Annotated in this window: 15 protein-coding genes; 3 read left to right on the top strand and 12 right to left on the bottom strand. The window is 54.0% G+C overall.

Annotation, left to right across the window (positions count from 1 at the left end):
• Positions 1–3: 3 nt before the first annotated feature.
• From nrdD to treR, 4 genes are all read right to left on the bottom strand, one after another.
• The gene (nrdD, locus tag EX31_RS08395) at positions 4–2,142 is read right to left on the bottom strand and encodes an anaerobic ribonucleoside-triphosphate reductase (protein ID WP_037034337.1); all 2,139 of its coding nucleotides are present in this window, start codon (positions 2,140–2,142) and stop codon (positions 4–6) included.
• Positions 2,143–2,485: 343 nt separating this feature from the next.
• The gene (treC, locus tag EX31_RS08390; protein ID WP_037034211.1) at positions 2,486–4,129 is read right to left on the bottom strand and encodes an alpha,alpha-phosphotrehalase; all 1,644 of its coding nucleotides are present in this window, start codon (positions 4,127–4,129) and stop codon (positions 2,486–2,488) included.
• 22 nt (positions 4,130–4,151) lie between these two features.
• Positions 4,152–5,570, bottom strand: a complete 1,419-nt coding sequence (gene treB, locus EX31_RS08385; protein WP_037034210.1) for a PTS trehalose transporter subunit IIBC — start codon at positions 5,568–5,570, stop codon at positions 4,152–4,154.
• Positions 5,571–5,722: 152 nt separating this feature from the next.
• Positions 5,723–6,679 carry a trehalose operon repressor TreR gene (gene treR, locus EX31_RS08380; protein WP_013573855.1) on the bottom strand — a complete coding sequence of 319 codons (957 nt, stop codon included), beginning with the start codon at positions 6,677–6,679 and terminating at the stop codon, positions 5,723–5,725.
• A 344-nt stretch (positions 6,680–7,023) separates the two neighbouring features.
• Here treR and mgtA point away from each other — a divergent pair, with 344 nt between their 5' ends.
• Positions 7,024–9,726 carry a magnesium-translocating P-type ATPase gene (gene mgtA / locus EX31_RS08375; protein WP_134706396.1) on the top strand — a complete coding sequence of 901 codons (2,703 nt, stop codon included), beginning with the start codon at positions 7,024–7,026 and terminating at the stop codon, positions 9,724–9,726.
• Positions 9,727–9,803: 77 nt separating this feature from the next.
• Here the strand turns inward: mgtA and EX31_RS08370 are convergent, their stop codons facing one another.
• The 4 genes from EX31_RS08370 to EX31_RS08355 form a co-directional block, all read right to left on the bottom strand.
• Positions 9,804–10,775: a TerC family protein gene (locus EX31_RS08370; RefSeq protein ID WP_037034335.1), complete on the bottom strand. Its 972-nt coding sequence runs from the start codon at positions 10,773–10,775 to the stop codon at positions 9,804–9,806.
• A gap of 301 nt (positions 10,776–11,076) precedes the next feature.
• Positions 11,077–11,823, bottom strand: a complete 747-nt coding sequence (locus EX31_RS08365; RefSeq protein ID WP_013573858.1) for a glutamine amidotransferase — start codon at positions 11,821–11,823, stop codon at positions 11,077–11,079.
• 26 nt (positions 11,824–11,849) lie between these two features.
• Complete coding sequence (locus EX31_RS08360; protein WP_037034206.1) at positions 11,850–12,836, bottom strand: Gfo/Idh/MocA family protein; 987 nt, start codon at positions 12,834–12,836, stop codon at positions 11,850–11,852.
• A 22-nt stretch (positions 12,837–12,858) separates the two neighbouring features.
• Entirely contained in the window at positions 12,859–13,365 is a 507-nt protein-coding gene (locus EX31_RS08355; protein WP_013573860.1) for a M48 metallopeptidase family protein, read from the bottom strand.
• Between the two features lie 170 nt (positions 13,366–13,535).
• Between EX31_RS08355 and rlmG the strand changes: the two genes are divergently transcribed.
• Positions 13,536–14,687 (top strand): 23S rRNA (guanine(1835)-N(2))-methyltransferase RlmG, encoded by a 1,152-nt coding sequence (gene rlmG / locus EX31_RS08350; protein WP_013573861.1) that lies wholly within the window; start codon positions 13,536–13,538, stop codon positions 14,685–14,687.
• Between the two features lie 83 nt (positions 14,688–14,770).
• On the opposite strand, the gene EX31_RS08345 is transcribed toward rlmG, so the two are convergent.
• The gene (locus tag EX31_RS08345; protein WP_037034203.1) at positions 14,771–16,807 is read right to left on the bottom strand and encodes an NADPH-dependent 2,4-dienoyl-CoA reductase; all 2,037 of its coding nucleotides are present in this window, start codon (positions 16,805–16,807) and stop codon (positions 14,771–14,773) included.
• A gap of 396 nt (positions 16,808–17,203) precedes the next feature.
• On the opposite strand from EX31_RS08345, the gene EX31_RS08340 reads away from it, so the two are divergent.
• Entirely contained in the window at positions 17,204–18,070 is an 867-nt protein-coding gene (locus tag EX31_RS08340; RefSeq protein WP_013573863.1) for a crotonase/enoyl-CoA hydratase family protein, read from the top strand.
• Between the two features lie 29 nt (positions 18,071–18,099).
• Here the strand turns inward: EX31_RS08340 and pdeR are convergent, their stop codons facing one another.
• From pdeR to EX31_RS08325, 3 genes are all read right to left on the bottom strand, one after another.
• Positions 18,100–20,118 (bottom strand): cyclic di-GMP phosphodiesterase, encoded by a 2,019-nt coding sequence (gene pdeR / locus EX31_RS08335; RefSeq protein WP_037034201.1) that lies wholly within the window; start codon positions 20,116–20,118, stop codon positions 18,100–18,102.
• A 282-nt stretch (positions 20,119–20,400) separates the two neighbouring features.
• Positions 20,401–22,698, bottom strand: coding sequence for a beta-glucosidase BglX (gene bglX, locus EX31_RS08330; protein ID WP_037034200.1), 2,298 nt, complete (start codon positions 22,696–22,698; stop codon positions 20,401–20,403).
• A 380-nt stretch (positions 22,699–23,078) separates the two neighbouring features.
• A complete protein-coding gene (locus EX31_RS08325) occupies positions 23,079–23,363 on the bottom strand; it encodes a YjcB family protein (RefSeq protein ID WP_013573866.1) in 285 nt (94 codons plus the stop codon).
• Positions 23,364–23,430: the final 67 nt, after the last annotated feature.

Raw genomic sequence — 23,430 nt, 5'->3', positions numbered from 1 at the left:
ATATTAACCCAGCTGACCGTTACCCAGATGTTTTATCCGGCGCTTCACTTCTTCCTGCTTACCGGCGTTAAACGGACGCGCATCCGGGCTGCCGAGATAACCGCACACGCGGCGGGTGACCGACACGCGGGAAGGCTCGTGATTGCCGCATTTCGGGCAGGTGAAGCCTTTGCTGGTGCATTCGAATTCACCGGTATAGCCGCAGTCGTAGCATTCATCGATTGGCGTATTGGTACCGTAATACGGCACGCGGGTGTAACTGTAATCCCACACGTCTTCCAGCGCTTTCAGGTTGTGCTGCAGGTTCGGGTATTCGCCGTAGCAGATGAACCCGCCGTTGCTCAGTGGCGGATACGGTGCTTCGAAATCGAGTTTTTCATACGGATTGACTTTCTTCTCGACGTCAAGATGGAAGCTGTTGGTGTAATAACCTTTATCGGTGACACCAGCCACCAGGCCGAATTCGGCTTTATCCAGACGACAGAAACGGTCGCACAGGTTTTCGCTCGGCGTGCTGTACAGGCTGAAGCCGTAGCCGGTTTCATCTTTCCAGCTGTCGGTGGCGGCTTTCAGGCGGGCGACAATCGCCACGGCTTTTTCGCGTAACTGACTGGCATCGAACACGTGGGTCTGATCGCCGAACAGCGCGTTAATGGTTTCATGCACGCCGATGTAGCCGAGCGAAATCGAGGCACGACCATTTTTGAAGATGCCGGAAATATCGTCGTCGGCTTTCAGACGCACACCGCAGGCGCCTTCCATGTACAGGATCGGCGCAACGCGGGCCTTGATGCCTTCGAGACGCGCAATGCGGGTCATCAGCGCTTTTTTCGCCAGCAATAAACGCTCGTCGAGCAGTGTCCAGAACGCCGCTTCATCGCGTTTGGCTTCCAGCGCGATACGCGGCAGGTTCAGGCTGATCACGCCGATATTGTTGCGGCCTTCGTGGATCATTTCGCCGTTCTCTTCGTAAACGCCCAGGAAACTGCGGCAGCCCATCGGGGTTTTGAACGAACCGGTGACTTTCACCACCTGATCGTAATTAAGAATGTCCGGATACATGCGCTTGCTGGCGCATTCGAGAGCCAGTTGCTTGATGTCGTAATTGGCATCGCCGGCTTTATGGTTCAGGCCGTCGCGGATGGCAAACACCAGTTTCGGGAAGACGGCGGTTTTGCGGTTTTTACCCAGCCCGGCAATGCGGTTACGCAAAATAGACTGCTGGATCAGGCGTGATTCCCACGACGTGCCGAGACCGAAACCGAAGGTAACAAACGGCGTCTGGCCGTTGGCGGTGTGCAGCGTATTGACTTCATATTCCAGCGACTGGAATGCGTCATAACACTCTTTCTCGGTACGGTTACGGGCGAACGCTTCGGCATCGGCAATCTGCCATTCTTCAGCGGTCTGACGATGTTTGTTGAAGCTGGCGGTAACAAACGGCGCCAGCACTTCGTCGATGCGGTTAATGGTGGTGCCGCCGTAAATGTGGCTGGCGACCTGCGCGATAATCTGTGCGGTGACGGCAGTTGCCGTTGAAATCGACTTTGGCGTGTCAATTTCAGCATTGCCCATTTTGAAACCGTGATTCAGCATGCCTTTCAGGTCGATCAACATGCAGTTAAACATTGGGAAGAACGGCGAATAATCCAGATCATGATAGTGAATTTCCCCGCGTTCATGCGCCAGCACCACGTCACGGGGTAAAATATGCTGTTTGGCGTAATGCTTGGCCACAATCCCGGCGAGTAAATCGCGCTGGGTCGGGATAACTTTGCTGTCTTTGTTGGCGTTTTCGTTGAGCAGCGCCATATTGCTTTGCTCAACCAGACCACGGATTTCCTGATTCAGGCGTCCGCGCATTTCACGTTTCACGTCGCGGTCATGGCGGTATTCAATATAGGCACGCGCCAGTTTCTTGTGCGGCCCCGCCATCAGCTGGTTTTCAACCGCATCCTGAATTTCATGGATATCGACGCGCGCCTGATCTTGCAGATTCTCTGCCACAATGCGGGCAACCTGCGCGCAATAACCAATGCTGTCGATACCGGCGGCTTCGGCTGCGCGTTGCACCGCTTGTTTGATCAGAACTTCATCGAAAGGGACCTGACAACCATCCCGCTTAATCACGATGGGCTGCATTTTGGTGGATTTTGCGGGTACGGTTTCCTGTCTGTCTGCCTTCACAATGATACTCCTTTTGGGCGGATCCCGCGCCCCACAAGGCTTACAGGCCGGTTGTGTGGTATTTACGGAAAACCGCTATATATTGGGTTGGGTGTGTACTATACACACTAGATGTAGGATCTACGCGAGCGTTACTTCTCATTTTATTGACCTGAAACAAAGAATTTTTTCGGCGGAGGAATTGATGACCAAATGTAAATTCTGGCCTGAATTTTGCCTGTTGTTTTATAAGGGGATGCATACAAAATAAACGGGTCAGCCACGACTGTGACCGACCCGACAGAAGGGGGAATTCAGACTATCCGGCGAGTTGCCAGAGACATTCGTACGGACGAAGCGTGCCGGAAATGGCAGGCGAGGCGTAATTACTCAGCAGCGTGTTGCCATCTAATTCTGCCAGCGTAAGTGTCTGCTCCTGCCCGCTCAGGTTTGCCACCACGCGCAAGGTTTTGCCTGACGCCTGACGGGTATAACACCACAACTGCGGATGTTCCGGCAGCAAATCCTGATAATCGCCATCGGTCAGTACCGGCAGCGTTTTGCGCAGGCGGATCAGTTGCTGATACAGATAAAATACCGAGTCTTTATCCGCCAGTGCCTGTTCGGTATTGATGTCCTGCGCGTTGTGGCTGACGGAAATCCACGGCGTGCCGGAAGTAAATCCGGCCTGTTCCCCGGCATTCCACTGCATCGGCGTACGCGAGTTGTCCCGTGATTTCCTCGCCAGAATACGCAACAGTTCTTCGTTGCTGCGCCCGTCAGTTTTCAGTTCGGCAAACATATTCAGGCTTTCCACATCGCGATATTGTTCGAGATGTTCAAAGCCCGGATTGGTCATGCCGATTTCCTCGCCCTGATAAATATACGGCGTACCCTGCAGGCCGTGCAGCACCATTGCCAGCATTTTGGCAGACGTCGTGCGCAGCGCGCCTTCATCGCCAAAGCGCGACACAATGCGCGGCTGATCGTGATTACACCAGAACAGCGCATTCCAGGCGTGACCGTGCATTCCCTGCTGCCACTCGCGGAAAATCTGCTTGAGTTGCACGAAATCCGGCGGTGCATCGGCCCATTTTTCACCGTTCGGATAATCGACTTTCAGGTGATGGAAGTTAAAGGTCATCGACAGTTCGCTGCCGTCATTGGCGGCGTAGCGGCGACAATGCTCCAGCTTTGTTGAAGACATTTCGCCGACGGTCATCAGCCCCAGCGGCTTAAATACGTCACGGCTGAATTCCTGCAGGAACTCATGAATACGCGGACCGTCGGTGTAAAAGCGCCGGCCATCACCGGCATCGTCGGTCGGGAAATCCTGTTGTTTCGACACCAGATTGATCACGTCCAGCCGCAGCCCGTCGACGCCCTTATCCGCCCAGAACTGGCAGACTTTTTTCAGCGCCTCACGCACCGGCGGGTATTCCCAGTTCAGATCGGCCTGCTCGGTGGCGAACAGATGCAGGTAATACTGGCCGCTGGTTTCGTGCCATTGCCAGGCACCGCCACCGAATTTAGATCGCCAGTTATTCGGCGGTCCGCCCTCCGTTGCCCCATCACGCCAGATATAGAAAGGCCGGAACGGGCTGCCCGCATCCTGCGACTGGCGGAACCACTCGTGATGCGTCGAGGTATGATTAAACACCATATCCATCACGATGCGGATCCCACGCAGATGCGCTTCTGCAGTCAGTCGTTCAAAGTCTTCGAGCGTGCCGTAAGCCGGGTCAATCTCGCAGTAATCGGCCACGTCGTAGCCGTTATCAATCTGCGGCGACAGGTACATCGGCGTCAGCCATATCGCATCAACGCCAAGGGTTTTCAGGTAATCCAGACGCTGTGTAATGCCGTTGATATCACCGGTGCCGCTGCCCGTGGTGTCCTGAAAACTCTTGGGATAAATCTGGTAAATCACGCCGTTTTTCCACCACGGCAATTCGCTGTTCATTCCATTTTCCTTCTTGAATGTCTTACACCACTGCCAGTTCACCCCGGCGGGCTTTTCGCTGATAAACCAGCACGGTCAGGATAATCGGCACCACGATCGCCACCAGCATGGCCAGTGCGTAAATACTCCAGAACTGCGGTTTGATGGACAAAATACCCGGTAAGCCGCCGACGCCGATGCCGTTGGCCGTGACGTGGAACAGGCCGCAAATCAGGCCGGCAAACGCTGAGCCAATCATCGCGCACAGCATCGGGAAGCGGTATTTCAGGTTGATGCCGTACATCGCCGGTTCGGTTACGCCGAGGAACGCGGATATCGCTGCGGGCACGGAGATCTCGCGCTCATTATGTTTGCGGCTGACGATAATCACGCCGACGACCGCAGCGGCTTGCGCAATATTGGACAGGGCGATCAGCGGCCACACCGGGGTTCCGCCGGTGCTTTGCACCATCTGCATGTCGATGGCAAGGGTGGTCTGATGCACGCCGGTGATGACCAGTGGCGCGTAGAGGAAACCAAACAGCGCGGCACCGATGGGTGCGAGGCTGCCGGTCATGATGAATTTCACCGCGAATGCCACGCCGTCACCCACCATGCGGCCAAACGGCCCGATCAGCGTATGCGCCAGGAATACGGCAATAATCAGCGAGCTGACGGGCACAATCACCAGATACAGATAATTAGGCACGATGCGTTTCAGGCCATTTTCGATCATCGCCAGCGCCATACCGGCGAGAACGGAAGGAATGACCTGCGCCTGATAACCGACCTTTTCGATGGTGAACCAGCCGAAATTCCATACTTCAGGGATTTGCTGCCCGAGGTTGTAGGAGTTCATCAGTTGCGGCGATACCAGTGTTATGCCAAGCACAATCCCGAGGATTTCGGTGCCGCCCATTTTTCTGACCGTCGACCAGCACACCGCCACCGGCAGGAACATAAACACGGCTTCGCCAAGCAGCCAGAGGAAGTCGTAAATGGATTGCCACAGCGGGTGCATCTGCGCCAGCGTCTGGCCGCCGCTCATCGGAATTTCGCCGATAACATTGCGGAAACCGAGAATTAAACCGCCGCTGATCAGCGCCGGTAACAGCGGGAAAAAGATTTCCGCAAAGTGAGAAATGCTGCGCTCAAACCAGCTCATATTCTGGCGGGCGGCAACTTTTGCCTGTTCTTTTCCGGCCGCACTTTTACCGGTGCTGGCGATCAGAACTTTGTAGTAATCATCCACTTCCGGGCCGATAACCACCTGGAACTGACCGGCGTTGGTGAAACAGCCTTTGACCATCGGCAGGGCTTCGAGACCTTTCGGGTCGGCTTTGGACGGGTCATTGAGGACAAAACGAAGACGCGTAATGCAGTGAGTCACCATCGCGATATTGTCGCTGCCGCCAACGAGGGCGATCAGCTGATCAACATCCTGTTGCTTAACTTTGCTCATGGGAAGTGGCCTGTGATTTTGCGTAAGAGTGTAGGGTACGATTCAAGCATAGCGAAGGCGGAGGGAACTTGTCCGGGAACGTTCCCGGTTTTGCCGGGACGATCACAAAGTTTCTGCTTTTTAGAAAGTCAAAGGTCAGAAAGGCAGGGGATTCAGAAAGCAAGCTTTCCGGGGATAATCAGCTGCCGCACCGTCGTGGAACCGCTGAGCTGCGCCAGCAGTTGCTTCGCCGCTGCTTCGCCGCCCGCGCCATAGCCGAGCTCTACGGAATACGATTCCGGGAACAGGAAATGCAGGAGCGGGTTGTTGCCGATACCGCATACCTGCACGCCACGGATTTGCTGTTGTTGCAGGTATTTTTGTGCGCCGATGGCAATGGTGTCGGACGCGCAGACGACGGCCTGAATGTTATTTTTCAGCAACTGCGGGATCAGGTCGAAGCCGCTCTGATAGGTCAGTTCGCCCAGCGCAATGTGTGGTGTCAGGCCATGCTCTTTACAAAAAGTCCGAAAGGCCGCGCTGCGGCGCTGGCCGGTGGTGGTGTCCTGCGGCGACACACCGATAAAGCCAATCTCCCGGATGTTCTGCGCCAGCAGTTTTTGCATCAGCAACTGCACCGCACCCGCATCGTCATAACACACCGAAGATAGCCCCGGCATATCGCGTGCCAGCACCACCATTTTATCCTGCCAGGGCGTCAGCATTTGGGCTGAAAGTCCGGTGAAACCAAACAGCACAATGCCATCGATATTGCGCTGTTTCAGCACCTGCAAATGCTCTTTCACGCGCTCTGCGCTGAACTGACTTTCCAGCACAATCGGGTCATACCCTTGCTGATAAAACAGCGGCAACATGGCGCGTACGGCCAGATTTTCCGAAGGAGAGTCGAGACGCGACACGATGATCGCCACAATTTTGTCGCTGAACCCGCGCATGGCCCGCGCCGATTTCGACGGACTGAAATGCTGTTGTTCAATCACCTGCAACACCCGTTCGCGGGTTTGCGGGCTGACGTTGCCTTCGTTATTCAAAACGCGGGAAACCGTGGATTTTCCGACACCGCTCAGGCGGGCAATATCATTAATGGTCAGGCGATTTTGCTGGGTCATGTTTTAAGGTGAATGAGGGTCAGGTTTAAAATTGGTTGTAGTTAACCGGCGTATACTGCGCTCGCCGGAGATGATGTACGCGTCATCCCGTGCCGTTACCCTAACGGATTTTTATACCCGATGCGTATGAATTTCCAAACCGTTCCTTACCGGAGGTGAAAACCCATGGAACCCGACCCCAATTCTGTAGGTCCGTTGTGATCCGGTAAGCACCCGCATTTTTGCCGCTGCTTGCCGTGACTTTACCTGGCAGGCAGTGGCGCACGTCTTTTCGTTCGCCCTGTTTTTAACAACCCTTTTGCCATGCTCATGGCGGCTTCGCTGTGGGCGCAACAAAGGTGCGAATGATGTTCAAAAATTTCACTTCCCGGCTGCTCAGTGCGCTCAGCCGTAATTTACCGCGCCGCTTAGTCCGCCGCGATCCGATGCTGGAAAACGTATCTGCCCGTGCAGTGCAGGCCATCCCTGCCGCTATGTCGGCGCATTGTCAGGCCTGTGCCCGCGCCACCGAAGACCAGCTTTACCTGCAATTTTCCAGTCATCCGGAAGGGCTGACTGCGCAGGAAGCCGATGCAATCCGCGAAGTTTCCGGCCTGAATCAGACCGGCGATCAGCAACCGGCACCCTGGTGGCTGCATCTGTGGCACTGCTACCGCAATCCGTTCAATCTGCTGCTGACCGTGCTCGGGCTGGTGTCTTACGCCACCGACGATTTAACGGCAGCGCTGGTGATTGGCGCGATGGTGTTTATTTCTACTTTCATGCATTTCATTCAGGAGGCGCGTTCCAATAAAGCCGCCGATGCGCTGAAAGCGATGGTCAGCAACACCGCGACCGTGCTGCGCAGTGACGCGCAAACCGGCCGCAGCGAAACAGTGGAAATCCCGATCAGTCAGCTGGTGCCGGGTGACCTGATCAAATTGTCAGCGGGCGATATGATCCCGGCAGACTTGCGCATTCTTTCGGCCAAGGATTTGTTTATCAGCCAGGCGGCGCTGACCGGTGAATCCCTGCCGGTGGAAAAACACGCCTGCGAGAAAAAACCGGTTGCGGCTGATCCGCTTGAACTGAACACCCTGTGTTTTATGGGCACCAACGTGGTGAGCGGCACGGCGATTGCGATGGTGATCGCCACCGGCAGCAAAACCTGGTTCGGTCAGCTTGCCGAACGTGTGGTACAGGAAGATACACAGCCAAACGCGTTCCAGGCCGGGATCAGCAAAGTCAGCTGGCTGCTGATCCGCTTTATGATGGTAATGACACCTGTGGTGCTGGTGATCAACGGTTACACCAAAGGCGACTGGTGGGAAGCCGCACTGTTTGCGCTCTCCGTGGCGGTCGGGTTGACGCCGGAAATGCTGCCGATGATTGTGACGTCCACGCTGGCCAAAGGCGCGGTAAAACTCTCCCGCCAGAAGGTGATCGTCAAACGTCTGGATGCGATACAGAACTTCGGCGCGATGGATATCCTCTGCACGGATAAAACCGGCACGCTGACGCAGGATAAAATCGTGCTCGAGCGCCACACCGATGTGCTGGGCGTGACCAGTGATGAGGTGCTGCATCTGGCGTGGCTGAACAGCCATTATCAAACCGGCCTGAAAAACCTGCTGGATGTTGCGGTGCTGGAAGCAGGCGATGCCGGTCCGGCGCATAACTCGCTGAAAGTGGATGAAATTCCGTTTGACTTCGACCGTCGCCGTATGTCTGTCGTTGTCGCCGAAAACGACCAGAATCACCGCCTGATTTGCAAAGGCGCGCTGGAAGAAATGCTGTCGATTTGTACGCTGGTGCAGCTCAACGGTGAGATTGTGCCGCTGACCGATGTGCTGCTGGCGCGCATCCGCCGCATTACTGACGATCTCAATCAGCAGGGGCTGCGCGTGGTAGCCGTGGCGCATAAAGTGATGCCATCGCGCACGCAGGGCTACGGCGTGACCGATGAATCCAGCCTGATCCTGGCCGGGTATATCGCATTCCTCGATCCGCCAAAAGAAAGCACCGCACCGGCGCTGGATGCACTGCAACGCAAAGGCGTGACGGTGAAAATCCTCACCGGCGACAATCCGCTGGTGGCGCGTAAAGTCTGCAAAGATGTCGGATTACAGGCCGATAACGTCGTGATCGGCAGCGATATCGATGCGCTTGACGATGTGCAACTGCTGAACGTCGCCCGCGAAACCACGGTGTTTGCCAAACTGACACCGATGCACAAAGAACGCATTGTGCGCGTACTGCGCGGCGAAGGGCATGTGGTTGGCTTTATGGGTGACGGCATTAACGACGCGCCTGCGCTGCGTGCGGCGGACATTGGGATTTCCGTGGATTCTGCGGTGGATATCGCCAAAGAAGCGGCCGATATTATTCTGTTGGAAAAAAGCCTGATGGTGCTGGAGCAGGGCGTGACGGAAGGGCGCAGAACTTTCGCCAACATGCTGAAATACATCAAAATGACTGCCAGTTCCAACTTTGGTAACGTGTTCAGCGTGCTGGTCGCCAGCGCCTTTCTGCCGTTCCTGCCAATGTTGCCGCTGCATCTGCTGATTCAGAACCTGATTTACGATGTGTCTCAGGTGGCGATCCCGTTTGATAATGTGGATGAAGAGCAACTGGCGAAACCGCAGCGCTGGAACGCCGGGGATATTGGCCGCTTTATGGTGTTCTTCGGACCAATCAGTTCCGTATTCGACATTCTGACTTTCAGCCTGATGTGGTGGGTGTTTAAAGCCAATACGGTGGAGGCGCAGACGTTGTTCCAGTCCGGCTGGTTCATTGAAGGGCTGCTGTCGCAGACGCTGATTGTGCACATGATCCGCACCCGCAAAGTGCCGTTTATTCAAAGCCGCGCGTCCTGGCCGCTGTGCATCATGACGCTGATGGTGGTGATCACCGGTATTTCACTGATCTACTCGCCGGTTGCCGGATTCCTGCAATTGCAGGCATTGCCGCTGAGCTACTTCCCATGGCTTATCGCCATTCTGGCGGGCTACATGGTGCTGACGCAGTGCGTGAAAGGCTGGTTCGTGCGCCGTTACGGCTGGCAGTAATCTTTAAAATTCTATCCTGAATGCTAAAAAGCGCGACCGGTGAAGCGGCCGCGCTTTGCATTAATCAGTTCGAAATATTACGACTGCGCGTTGTTCTTGCGATCGTTACGACGGTTCACCCAGGTGTTAATCAGCAGGGTGATGATCAGAATCGACGCAATCACGCCCAGCGAAATACCGACCGGAATGTGGAACACGTCGAGCAGCAGCATCTTGATACCGATGAAAATCAGGATCACCGCCAGACCGTATTTCAGCATCGAGAAACGTTCCGCCACGCCCGCCAGCAGGAAGTACATCGCGCGCAGGCCGAGGATCGCAAACAGGTTAGAGGTCAGGACGATGAACGGGTCGGTGGTCACCGCAAAGATAGCCGGAATACTGTCGACCGCGAAAATCACGTCGCTCAGTTCCACCATAATCAGCACCAGCAACAGCGGAGTAGCGAACAAAATACCGTTACGGCGCACAAAGAACTTCTCACCCTGCAACTCGTCGGTCATGCGCATTTTGCTGCGCAGCCAGCGGATCATCGGCTTCTCGCCAACTTCACCGTCGTCTTCTTTCGCCAGCGCCATCTTGATACCGGTGAACAGCAGGAATGCGCCGAACACGTACAAAATCCAGCTAAATTGCCCCACCAGCCAGCTACCGGCGAAAATCATGCCGGTACGCAGGACGATGGCGCCGAGCACGCCGTAGACCAGTACGCGGCGTTGCAGGCTGGCAGGAATAGAGAAGTAACTGAACAGGATCAGCCAGACGAAGACGTTATCCACCGCCAGCGCTTTTTCCAGCAGATAGCCGGTCAGGAACATGGTGGCCTTGGCGTCGGCCACTTCACGGCCAAACTCGCCGTTGAGATACCACCAGAAGCCGAAGTTGAACAGCAACGACAGGCCTATCCACACCAGCGACCACATCGCGGCACTTTTCATACTCATGGTTTGCGCGCCTTTTCGACCCTGCAACAGCAGGTCGAACGCGAGCATAATTATCACTACCACGGCAAAGGAGCCCCACAACATCGGGTTGCCTACGGAGTTCATCATTGCGATATCCTCGAAAAAACATCAAAAAAAAACGGCCAGCGTCGGAAGACGTTAGCCGCTCATTTTTTGAGCTGTGAGCAAACCTCGCCTTCCGGCAAGGTCTCACTTACAAAGATAAGTATTCATCTTGTGAATGCTTATCTTTGCCCCGGTAACCGGGTGGCTGAGACGGCGCTGCATGAGCGCGGGTCCAGACACCGTAATGACGATTATCCGACGAAGAAGTTACTCCCCTTTGCAGTTCGCAAATTAATGCAAAATGTGTCCGGTGTCAAACATTCAGAAACATTATGGAGCATTAACCCGCCAGTGCCTGACGTTTGCCGAGTGCGCCGACGAAGGCCAGCAGCAGGCTACGGCTGAGGGGTGTTTCGCTAAGTTGCTGAGCCTGATGCGCAAAATCTATCGTATCGTCTTCGGCGATAGAGCCCAGCCATGACAGATACGTTTTCATTACCGCCAGACTGAATTCCGGATGGAACTGCGTGCTGATGGCATTCGGGCCGTAGCGCAGGATCTGATGCGGATCGTGCCGCGTTTTCGCCAGCACCGTCGCTGTCGCAGGCGGCGTAATGACGGTTTGCAGGTGGATCAGATTGGCCGCGAACTGTGCGGGAAGCTGCGACACCAGCGGATCAAGATGCCCGTCCGGCGTCAGCGTCACCTCGTGCGTACCGACTTCAATGCCTTGCGGATGGTAATCCACCTCGCCACCCAGCGCGTATGCCATCAGCTGATGACCGTAGCAGGCACCAAACATGGGTAATTCCTGCAACATGCCCAGCCGCACCCAGTCCGCCGCTTCTTCGCTCCACGCCAGATGCTCGGTGACCATGCTGCGCGAACCGGTAATGATCGCGCCGCAATAGTTTTCCGGCGGCAGCGGGCGTTCACCCGCCTGCAAATCCACAATCACCACCTGCTGCGCGTCGATATCGCCCTGACGGATAAACATCTGCGGAAAGTTATCGTGCGCACGACGGATAGGTTCCGGCGCGTGGCCGGTCTGTAAAATCAACAGCGATTTCTGGCTGGGTGCAATCATCTGTTACTCCCGATTTTTACTTAATATTAAGGCTGGTTATCGGCCGGGAATACCACGCCGGTCTGACGACGGATTTCCGTCAGCACTTTGGCCGTGATACGCGAGACTTCCAGCCCGGGGTGCGCGACAAACTGGCTGTCGACCAGAATCGCAAAAGTTTCTGCTTCATACAGCATGGTGTTGATGTGCTGGGGCTGCGTCAGATCCAGCTTCTGGCTGCCGCGTGGCGTCAGGCTGAGCGTCTGGCATTCAGACAGTTTTTCCATCTGCAAGGTGCCGTCTTCGCCCTGAATCTCACTGGGTAACAGGGAGTCGCTGATTTTCGAATGGTTGATAACCACTTCGAAATCATCCGCATAAGACAAGATCACCGTGCCCTGACCGTCAACGCCGCTTTCCAGCAGGGTTGCCGTGGCTTTCACCGATTCCGGTTCGCCAAACAACGAAATAGCACTCGCCAGACAGTAATAACCGATATCCATGATCGAGCCATTGGAAAACGCCGGGTTAAAGGTATTCGGGTTTTCACCGGCCAGATAGCGCGGATAACGTGAGGAATACTGGCAGTAATTCAGAATGGCTTTACGCAGTTTACCGATGCGGTTCAGCGCGCCTTTCATGTGCAGGAAGTTGGGCAGATACGCGGTTTTAAACGCCTCGAACAGCACCAGGTTGTTTTCTTTTGCGCAGGCGATCAGGCTTTCCGCTTCACGCAGATTGGAAGCCAGCGGCTTTTCGCAAATCACGTGCTTTTTATTGCTGAGGAACAACAGCGACTGCGGGTAATGCAGGGAGTTCGGGCTGGCAATATAGACCGCATCAATCAGATCAGAGGCGGCCATTGCTTCAAGGGAATCAAAGTAATGTTCAACCGGATAATCCTCGCCGAGCTTTTTAGCGCCTTCCAGCGTGCGGGAATAAATCGCGGTCAGCTTCATTTTACCGCTCTCGTGGGCGGCATCAATAAAACGCTGGGTGATCCAGTTGGTGCCCACAACGCCAATACGAATCATGAGAAATCCCTATAGTTAATTATTATTGATACAACTTACCGAATATTTCCAGATGCGTCAGATACATGCGCGTGTCGAATTCTAACTGATGATAGTCGGGCGTCATATGACAGCACAGGCTGTAGAATGCTTTGTTGTGTTCTTTTTCTTTCAGGTGCGCGAGTTCATGCACCACGATCATTTTCAGAAACGCTTCCGGCGCGCTTTTAAACACCGTTGCCACGCGGATTTCCGCTTTGGCTTTTAGCTTGCCGCCCTGAATACGGGATATTGCCGTATGCAGCCCCAGCGCGTGCTTCATCACGTGGATTTTATTGTCGTAAGCCACTTTGCTTAACGGCGATGAACTGCGCAAAAACTGATTTTTCAGGTCCAGCGTATACTGATAGAGCGATTTGTCAGTGGTCAGCTCGTGCGGTTCGGGATATCGCGTCAGCAAGACTTTACCTAAACGTTCCTGGTCGATTAACTGACGCACCTGAGCCTGAAGCGACTCCGGATAGCCTTGCAGATAGGTCAATTCAGGCATAACTGTTTGCTTTGTCTCTTATTGCCGGGGAAAAGATGCCGAAACGGGGTGCGGGGTTTTTACCACGATCGCGTCGATCCGGCAGATAAACCCCTTTTTAACTGAAAAAACGTTTTACTGATAGACCAAATTAAGGGATAAACAGCGCAAATTGAATATGAGGAGGGCCAATGAGCCAATTTGAAACCGAAACCGGTGGTCAGTTATTGCAACTGCGTCTGGAACGTTATCCGCTGGAAGAAGCGGCAACGCAGTTACAGGCATGGGAAGCGGCCGATGAATATCTGCTGCAAAACCTGAACACCGACGCGCTCAACGGCCGTCCGCTGCTGATTTTCAACGATGCTTTCGGCACGCTGGCCTGCGCCTTGCAGCCGCACAACCCGACCAGCGTCAACGACTCCTTCATGAGTCAGCTGGCGATGCGCCACAACCTGCGCCTTAACGGTTTTGACGAAGACAGCGTGGCGGCGCAAAGCAGCCTGGTGCCGTTGCCGATCAATCCGGGTCTGGTGATCATCAAAGTGCCAAAAACGCTGGCGCTGCTGGAACAACAACTGCTGGCGCTGCGTGAAGTGGTGACGCCGGACACGCAGATTATCGCCGGCGCGAAAGCCCGTGATATTCACACGTCAACGTTGCAACTGTTCGAGAAAATCCTCGGACCGACCAAAACCAGTCTGGCGTGGAAAAAAGCCCGTCTGATCCATTGTGAAGCCACCTTGCCTGCGCAAACCGCAGAGCCGGTGATTTCTGAGTGGGCGCTGGATGACAGTGAATTCCGTATTTCCAACCACGCGAACGTGTTCTCACGCGGCGGCCTGGATGTCGGCGCTCGCTTTTTCATGCAACATCTGCCGGAAGGCATTGAAGGGCGCATGGCGGATCTGGGCTGTGGTAACGGTGTGATCGGCATGACCGCACTGGCGCTGAACCCGGATGCGGAAATGCTGTTCGTCGATGAATCTTATATGGCGGTAGAATCGAGCCGTATTAACGTCGAAAACAATTTGCCGCAGGATGTCAGTCGCTGTCATTTCGAAGTGAACAACATGCTGGCCGGTGTCGAGCGAGAAACCCTGCACGCCGTGCTGTGTAACCCGCCGTTCCATCAGGGCACGGTCATCAGCGATGACACCGCGTGGCGCATGTTCTGCGATGCCAAACGCTGCCTGCAAACCGGCGGCGAGCTGCGTATCGTCGGCAACCGTCATCTGGATTACTACCAGAAGCTGCGCCGCCTGTTCGGCAACTGCACGACGATCGCCACCAATCAGAAATTCGTGATTTTGCGTGCCGTGAAAACAGCTGCACATCATTGATAGCCGAATTAGTCTGAAGTGCTGAAATGAAAAAGCCGCTTATCGCGGCTTTTTTTTCGTCTGTCGGTTTCTGAAATAGTTTTCTAAATTTTCAGCGCCAGCCGCGTGCCCTGATCGATAGCGCGACGCGCATCCAGTTCGACGGCGACGTCGGCACCGCCAATCAGGTGTACGATTTTTCCGGCCTCCTGCAACGGCTGATACAGCGCGCGTTGCGGTTCCTGTCCGGCGCAGATAATCACGTTATCCACTTCCAGACATACCGGTTCACCGTTCATGATCAGGTGCAGCCCCGCGTCGTCGATGCGTTCATAGCTGACACCACTTTGCATTTTCACGCCACGCTGCAACAGGCTGGTGCGGTGGATCCAGCCAGTGGTTTTCCCCAATCCTGCGCCGACTTTGGTGGTTTTGCGTTGCAGCAGAACGATATCCCGCGCTGCAGGTTCGGGCTGCGGCCCAAGTGGTGCCAGACCGCCACGGTGTGTCAGGCTCTGGTCGATCCCCCATTCGTGGCTGAAAGCCTGAGTGCTGAGGCTCGATGACGGGCCGGTGTGGATCAGGTATTCGGCGGTATCAAAACCAATGCCGCCCGCGCCAATAATGGCGACGCGCTGTCCGACCGGTTTTTTATCCCGCAGTACGTCGAGATAGGTCAGCACGATCGGATGATCAATGCCCGCAATATCCGGCAGGCGCGGTGAAATACCACAGGCGAGGATCACTTCGTCATAACCCGTTAACTGGCTGGCGCTGACGGTTTCGCCCAGGCGCAGCGTTACGCCCAGTAATGTCAGCTGGCGCGAGTAGTAACGCAGCGTCTGATAAAACTCTTCTTTGCCGGGGATCTGTTTGGCGACATTAAACTGCCCGCCGATTTCATTGTGTGCATCAAATAATGTGACGTGATGCCCGCGGCTGGCGGCGGTAGTGGCAAACGCCAGCCCGGCTGGCCCCGAGCCGACAACGGCCAGATGTTTGGTGATTTCCGCACGGGTAACCGGTAACTGCGTTTCACGGCAGGCGCGCGGATTGACCAGACAGGAAGTGACTTCGCCGGCGAATATCTGATCGAGACAGGCCTGATTACAGCCGATGCAGGTGTTGATTTCATCAGCACGTCCCTGCGCGGCTTTTTCGACAAACGCAGGATCGGCAAGAAACGGGCGCGCCATCGACACCATATCCGCACAACCTTCGGCGAGAATTTTCTCCGCCACGTCAGGGTCGTTAATGCGGTTGGTGGTAATCAGCGGAATCCCCACTTTGCCCATCAGTTTTTGCGTCACCCAGCTGAACGCCGCGCGGGGCACCATGGTGGCTATGGTCGGAATGCGCGCTTCATGCCAGCCAATACCGGTGTTGATAATGCTCGCGCCTGCCTGTTCGATGCGCTGCGCCAGCATTTCGACTTCATTCCAGTCCGAGCCTTCTTCGACCAGATCCAGCATGGATAAGCGATAAATGATGATGAATTCCCGGCCACAGGTTTCGCGCACGCGGCGCACGGCTTCGGTGGCAAACCGCATGCGGTTATCGGCACAACCGCCCCAGTTGTCCGTGCGCTGATTAGTGCGTGCGGTGAGGAACTGGTTTATCAGATAGCCTTCGGAGCCCATGATTTCCACGCCGTCATAACCCGACTCTTTGGCAAGCTGCGCACAGCGGGCGAAATCCGCCAGTGTGGATTCAATTTCCTCTTCACTCAAAGCATGTGGCGTAAAACGGTTGATCGGTGCCTGCAGGGCGGAGGGCGCGACGGGGTGGGGCTGATAACTGTAACGTCCGGCGTGAAGGATCTGCAGGGCAATTTTGCCGCCAGCGGCATGCACCGCGTCAGTCACCACGCGGTGATGTGTGATGTGTTCCTGTTCAGCGAGAATCGAACCGCCCTGATAAACCACGCCCTGCGCGTTAGGGGAAATGCCGCCGGTGACAATCAGCCCGACGCCTGCGGCGGCACGTTCTGCATAAAATGCCGCCAGACGTTCCGGCCCGTCCTCCCGTTCTTCCAGCCCGGTGTGCATGGAACCCATCAGCACGCGATTTTTCAGTTGGGTAAAACCTAAATCCAGCGGCGCCAGCAGGTGCGGATAAAAAAGCGAAGCGCGTTCAGTCATGGAATTCTCTTAAGTGGTCGGAGGAGATGAATTCAATTTAGCTGCTGGCAGAACAATTGGAAAGTCAGTGTGTAATGACTGTGATATGTATCACTCTGAGGAATTCGCTGAGCGTTAATTAACTATTACGCTTCTTATTACTCGCGGTTTATTAATTGGCAGAGGTGAATTTTGTCGCCGGAAAACAGCACAAGATAGCAGATGAAATACCTATTTCTTTGTTTTTACACACAATGGTCTTATTGCAGGTTGTTTATTTTTAACATTTTTTTCAGGGGTTGTGGTCGTTAGGATTATTTTTAGAAAACCATATCGAATCGATTCAGTTCGGGTTAGAGCTGGACTAGGCTGGAGTTGCTTCACCCTAAAAATTCAATTCTAACCTGGATATATACTATGAATCTTATTGACCATACAGCCTGCCGCCCGTTCACCGAAGCCGGGCATTTGTCCCAGATTGCAGCCTATTATGAAGAGGGTCGTAACGTCATGTGGATGATGCTCAGGTCTTATCCACGTCCCTGTTTTAATCAGGAGCTTATCGAAGACATTATGACGCTGATGTATGCCGCGAAGGCATCCGGTCTGCGTTTTGATTTTTGGGTCACCGGCTCTTTGGTGCCCAATATGTATAATGTCGGCGGTGATCTGAGCTTCTTTGTTGATTCCATCGTCAATAATAAACGCGAAGCGTTACGTGCTTACGCCAGAGCCTGCGTGGATTGCGTTCACGCTGCCGCGCGTGGTTTTGATGTAGGCGCGATCAGTTTATCGATGATAGAAGGCACGGCGCTGGGCGGCGGCTTTGAAGCCGCACTGGCACACCATTACGTGCTGGCGCAGAACACCGCCCGGATGGGGTTCCCTGAAATCGCGTTTAACCTTTTCCCGGGAATGGGCGGCTATTCGCTGGTGTCGCGCAAAGCGGGGATGAAGCTGGCGGAGGAACTGATTTCCACCGGGGAGTCGCATACCGCCGAATGGTTTGAAAGCCGCGGGCTGGTGGACGTGTTATTCCAGCCGGGGGAAGCATTCACCGCCACGCGAACGTTCATGGATGTTTTGCGACCAAAACTCAACGGCATCCGGGCGATGATCCGCGCACGTCAGCGTGTGCTGCAATTATCACGTTCAGAACTGATGGATATTACGGAGGATTGGGTGGATGCAGCGTTTACGCTGGAGGAGAAAGACCTGAGTTATATGGAGCGTCTGGTCATGCTGCAAAACCGGCATACGGCGTCATTGCGTAAAACCGGCTAGCAGCAGGCAGAAGCAGCCCGTCACTGGCGCTATTTCTGTTTTGCTTTATGTTTAAAAACATTGGGTGAAGCAATCATTTTTTCCTCAAGCCAGTGCTCCAGTTCATTTGCTGGCATTGGCTTGGCATATAAAAATCCCTGTTTGCTGTCCACACCGATTTCGTCAATCAGCTTCTCTTCTTCCGCCGTTTCCACACCTTCCGCGACTACTGTCAGTTGCAGCGTTTTGGCCACCGCCACAATCGCCCGTACCAGCGCCTGAGACACCGGATTATCATTGATTCCACGAATAAAGCTTTGATCCAGCTTGATGCAGTCGAGGGGGATTCTCGCCAGTTGTGACAGCGAAGAATAACCGGTGCCGAAATCATCCAGATGTACCTGTGCGCCCAGTTTATGCAACTGGTTAATCATGGTGATCGCTGCACCTTCGTCTTCCACCAGGCAACTTTCTGTCAGTTCGAAATCCAGCAGGCAGCCTTTCATGCCGGCATTTTTCATGGCATCCGACAGCGTCGTGATGAATGCACTATTGTTAAGCTGTCGTCCGGAGAGGTTTACCGCCACCCGCAAATTCAGCCCTTTTTTCTGCCATTCCGTCGCCTGACGGGTGGCGGTTTCGATCACCCATTTACCGACTGGCGTGATGAGACCGGATTCTTCGGCATAGGGAATAAAGCTCTGAGGTTGGATCAGACCGCGTTCCGGAGAATTCCAGCGCAGCAGTGCCTCCACGCTTTGCACGGTACCGTAAAGCGATACTTTCGGCTGATAGTGTAAGACCAGTTGATCTTTCTCAGACAAGGCTTTGCGTAAATGTGTATCTAACCACATGTATTCAGAGGCTTTCTCATTCATCTCTGGTGAGAAAACACAGTGTACATTTTTGCCCTTTTCCTTGGCTGCATACATGGCGGTATCGGCGTTTTGCAACAGTATATCGCCGTCGGTACCGTGTTCCGGGCAAATCGCGATACCGGCTGAACAGCCGGTATACACTTCAATCAGCCCGATGCGGAATGGCAAACTGAGCCTGCGCAAAACGCGCTGACTCAGCGCTTCCAGCGCTTTTATTTCAGCATGCGTGCTGAGAATAATGAATTCATCCCCGCCGAGCCGCGCCAGTTTATCGTTGGGCGACAGGCAATCCTGAATGGCATCAGACACCGCGCGCAGCAGGTGATCACCAAACATATGTCCGTAGGCGTCGTTAACTTTTTTGAAGTTATCCAGATCCAGATAAATCAGCCCGACGTTGTTTTCACCACGCTCGATAAGTGCTCGGGCAAGGGACTCCTGCAAGGCATTACGGTTAGCGAAACCGGTGACCAGATCAGTATTTGCCAGCACGCGCAAACGCTCCTGCGCCTTGCGTTCGTCAGTGATGTCAGAGCCGGAGCAAATCAGATATTTTTGCTGTTTGCCGCTGCCGCTGTGGACGAATTTATTGCGAAACAGGAACAGGCGCTGGCCTTTGACGGTGTTGATCCAGCGTTCCACTTCATAAGATTGCTGATGCTGGAAAAAACCATTGATATTCTGACGTGAGGCCAGGCCTTCTTCCATCGACATAAAAAGGTCATAGGCGCTGCGTCCGATAACATCTTCTTCGCGCAGGCCGGTATATTCCTCGCTCAGACGGTTAAAACGATGGATTTTGCCTTCCTGATCGATAATCACGATCACGGAGTTGGCTTCAGAAACCACCTGCTCAGCAAAGGTCAGACCGACTTCAAGGTCATGGGCGACAGACTCAGTGTCCTGATAGGCGGAGGCCGTACCGGCCCAGGCTTTACTGTCGATTTTTCGCCCGACAAGATACAAACGCGCAGGGGATCCGAATAGCGTGATATCCAGGGTAAAACTCGAGGTGATCCCGGTGAGTTGCCTTATTTTCCCTGCCTGCCACTGCGTCAGAGAGATAGCAATATTGACGACGCCTTTCTCTGCGGATAACTCCAGGGCATTGCTGTCTGAACCCAGTCGCCAATATGGGCGTGGTGTACCAAAGTGCAGGTACAGGAGGGAAGCATCTTGAGAGTCGACCATGAATGTTTCTCCGCAAAGAACGCTATACGCCGTCAGTGTGGCGACGGGCGACAGTCAGCACAGACGGAGCTTACTCTGTTCAGCACATTCGCCACGTTCCGTAAAAAAACGGACAAGGGCGGAATGGCGTAACACATTGAATTTAAGGTTAGCCACTGCCAGTTATATATCCAGTTACCGGACAGAAATTACTGCTCAGAACAGGCGGTCTCCGTTACCGGAATACCGCCTGAGAGAGAAGGTTTTTGATTCTCTTCCGGGCCTGATTTCAGGCCCGGAAAGTTATTTCAGCAGGAAACTGGTTTGTTTCACATCCTGAGAATCTAACCCCACGAATACATTGAACTTTCCAGGCTCTGAAGCCCATTTCAACTTATCGTTGTAGAAGCGTAAATCTTTTTCGGTGATCGCAAAGGTAACAACTTTCTCTTCGCCCGGCTGCAGGTTGATTTTCTCAAAATTCTTCAACTCTTTAACCGGACGACTGATCGACGCCGTGACATCCTGCAGGTACATCTGGACGATCGTCGCACCGCTGACTTTGCCGGTGTTTTTCACCGTCACGCTGGCGGTGAGCGGGTGTCCGGCATCCATCGTGGTGGATGACAAACTCACGTCAGACATACTGAAGCTGGTGTAGCTCAGGCCATAACCGAACGGGAACAGCGGGCCGTTGGTAATATCAAAATAACGGGTAGTGTATTTATCTGGATGCTGAGGATTAAACGGACGGCCGGTATTGAGCACGCTATTGTACAAAGGAATTTGCCCGACTGAGCGTGGGAAGGTCATCGGCAGTTTGCCTGATGGATTGTAGTCTCCAAACAGAACGTCGGCAATCGCATGTCCGCCTTCGGTGCCGCTGAACCAGGTTTCCAGCATGGCATCAGAAATTTCGTTTTCCCACGACAGGGTCAGCGGACGGCCATTCATTAACACGACAACCAGCGGTTTACCGGTGGCTTTCAATGCCTTGAGCAGGTCACGCTGGCTTTGCGGAATGTTAATTTCGGAACGGCTGGACGCTTCGTGCGCCATGCCTTGTGCTTCGCCGACTACGGCGACCACAACGTCAGCTTTTTCTGCTGTTTTCACCGCTTCGTCGATCATATCCTGCGGTTTGCGTGGATCGTTGATCACCTGTTTCTCGTAAGAGTTCAGGAAATCGACCAGAGCCTGATCGTTGGTGACGTTGGCACCGCGGGCATAGAGGATAGTGCCTTTATCACCGAGCACATCTTTCATCCCCTGCAACACAGTGACTGCCTGCGCTGCCTTACCGGCTGCCGACCAACTGCCCATCACGTCACGCTTGCTGTCAGCCAGCGCGCCAACGACGGCAATCGTGCCTTTTTTATTTAACGGTAACGTTTGATTGTTATTTTTCAGCAGCACCAGCGAAGTACGTGCCACTTCGCGCGCCTCCTGACGATGCAGACGGCTTTCGGCGTTGGTGTCAGCCGGATCGCTCGACTGCGGGCCTAAATGACGATATTCATCAACAAACAGCCCCATATCCCATTTCGCGGCCAGAACATCGCGAACGGCGCGGTCAATGTCTTTCTGGCTCACCATGCCGTCGGCAAGTAATCCTTTCAGGTACTTACCGTACATATTGTCAGCCATGTCCATATCGACACCGGCTTTCAGCGCCATCGCGGCAGCCTGACGATCGTCTTCGGCTACGCCATGTTTGACCAGTCCGCCAATGGCGCCATGGTCGCTGACAGTCAGGCCCTTGAACTGCCAGTCATCGCGCAGAATATCTTTCAGCAGCCAGGTATTCGAGGTGGCAGGAATACCGTTAACGCTGTTCAGTGCCACCATCACACCGCCGGCACCCGCATCGACTGCCGCTTTATAAGGTGGCATGTAATCGTTGAACATGCGGGTCAGGCTCATGTCCACAGTGTTGTATTCGCGGCCGCCTTCGACAGCACCGTACAACGCATAGTGTTTGACGTTTGCCATGACGGCGTCAGGGGCAGACGGATCTTTGCCCTGATAACCGGTAACCATTTCATGCGCGAGGCGCGAGGTCAGATAGGTATCTTCGCCGAAACCTTCAGAAACACGGCCCCAGCGCGGATCACGGGTGATATCGACCATCGGTGAGAACGTCATGTTCAGGCCATCGGCTGCCGTTTCCTGGGCTGAAATACGTGCGCTGGTCGCCACCGCCTGCATATCCCAGCTCGCCGCCAGACCGAGGCTGATAGGGAAAATCGTGCGCTGCCCATGCACCACGTCATAGGCATAAAACGGAGGAATTTTCAGGCGGCTGTACTGCACCTGATCCTGCATACGGCGGATATCGGGCTTAGTTACCGTGTTAAACACGCCACCGACTTTACCAGCGCGGATGTCAGCCATGATGGCTTCTTTTTGGTACTCAGGCCCCACAGTGACCAGATTCAGCTGACCGATTTTTTCATCAAGGGTCATTTTTTTCATCAAATCGGCAATGAACGCGTTGCGCTCTTTCACCTGATCCTGAGGAATGCCCGTTGTTTCAACGGCGAGAGAAGAAGCAGAACTTACCAGTAACACTAACGCGCCAAGCATGTGATGCGTATTCATCGGAATTCCTTCAACCATAAGCAGGGGAGCCAAATCAGAGAAAATTCAGCAGCCTGAAGCAAACAAAGCAATGATCATTCTAAGAAAAGTATAGAGTGAGAATCTAATACGTCCCTTCAACTATTAGCAATGAATAGTTTAGACGCCAGCACAATATCTTTTTACCTTTCGGTACATCCCGCAATTTACAGGTAATCAGAATGATAGATACAAAAAGACATTCGATGCGTCACGCAAATTTTTATATTTAGGATTACATGACATCCGGCTGAACAAATAATCATCAGAAGTAACACGGGGGGAAAGCGCGGGATAACAAAAAGGGCAGAACATGCGGTTCTGCCCTTTAATAATCTGGAATATCCGCTAAGGAAATCGGATTAATAGTAGTAAGACATATCGGTCGGGGTTTTGCTCATGACATCAAAGAAAACGTCTTTGGTGTTTGCCCAGAATTGCGCGACGGCAACGGCGTTGTAGCTCATGCCCATCAGGCTCATGACAAAGAAACAGGTCACGGTGAGGCCGATACCACTGCAAACGAATGCCATGGTATTGCGGCTGGACTGGCGACAAACAATATTAAGCTGGCTGGTGCAGAACATCAAAAAAGCGCTCAGCAATTCCCAGCGCATCATTAAAATCCCGGCAGTTAATGTACCCATCGATAAAATCCTTACTTACTACAGCCACTTGCACGAAGCCAAAATCAGCCGGAAGGCTGCTACGACG

It is taken from the genome of Rahnella sp. WP5 (genome assembly GCF_000745615.1).
Taxonomy (GTDB): Bacteria; Pseudomonadota; Gammaproteobacteria; order Enterobacterales; family Enterobacteriaceae; genus Rahnella; species Rahnella aceris.
This window is presented reverse-complemented; position numbering and strand designations above follow the sequence as displayed.

What these genes read in the sequence shown, in the direction of transcription:
- treB (WP_037034210.1), bottom strand. Translation starts at nt 5,570, where the DNA reads ATGAGCAAAGTTAAGCAACAGGATGTTGATCAGCTGATCGCCCTCGTT.
- treR (WP_013573855.1), bottom strand. Translation starts at nt 6,679, where the DNA reads ATGACCCAGCAAAATCGCCTGACCATTAATGATATTGCCCGCCTGAGC.
- EX31_RS08370 (WP_037034335.1), bottom strand. Translation starts at nt 10,775, where the DNA reads ATGAACTCCGTAGGCAACCCGATGTTGTGGGGCTCCTTTGCCGTGGTA.
- rlmG (WP_013573861.1), top strand. Translation starts at nt 13,536, where the DNA reads ATGAGCCAATTTGAAACCGAAACCGGTGGTCAGTTATTGCAACTGCGT.
- treC (WP_037034211.1), bottom strand. Translation starts at nt 4,129, where the DNA reads ATGAACAGCGAATTGCCGTGGTGGAAAAACGGCGTGATTTACCAGATT.
- EX31_RS08355 (WP_013573860.1), bottom strand. Translation starts at nt 13,365, where the DNA reads ATGCCTGAATTGACCTATCTGCAAGGCTATCCGGAGTCGCTTCAGGCT.
- mgtA (WP_134706396.1), top strand. Translation starts at nt 7,024, where the DNA reads ATGATGTTCAAAAATTTCACTTCCCGGCTGCTCAGTGCGCTCAGCCGT.
- EX31_RS08325 (WP_013573866.1), bottom strand. Translation starts at nt 23,363, where the DNA reads ATGGGTACATTAACTGCCGGGATTTTAATGATGCGCTGGGAATTGCTG.
- EX31_RS08340 (WP_013573863.1), top strand. Translation starts at nt 17,204, where the DNA reads ATGAATCTTATTGACCATACAGCCTGCCGCCCGTTCACCGAAGCCGGG.
- bglX (WP_037034200.1), bottom strand. Translation starts at nt 22,698, where the DNA reads ATGAATACGCATCACATGCTTGGCGCGTTAGTGTTACTGGTAAGTTCT.
- EX31_RS08365 (WP_013573858.1), bottom strand. Translation starts at nt 11,823, where the DNA reads ATGATTGCACCCAGCCAGAAATCGCTGTTGATTTTACAGACCGGCCAC.
- nrdD (WP_037034337.1), bottom strand. Translation starts at nt 2,142, where the DNA reads ATGCAGCCCATCGTGATTAAGCGGGATGGTTGTCAGGTCCCTTTCGAT.
- EX31_RS08345 (WP_037034203.1), bottom strand. Translation starts at nt 16,807, where the DNA reads ATGACTGAACGCGCTTCGCTTTTTTATCCGCACCTGCTGGCGCCGCTG.
- pdeR (WP_037034201.1), bottom strand. Translation starts at nt 20,118, where the DNA reads ATGGTCGACTCTCAAGATGCTTCCCTCCTGTACCTGCACTTTGGTACA.
- EX31_RS08360 (WP_037034206.1), bottom strand. Translation starts at nt 12,836, where the DNA reads ATGATTCGTATTGGCGTTGTGGGCACCAACTGGATCACCCAGCGTTTT.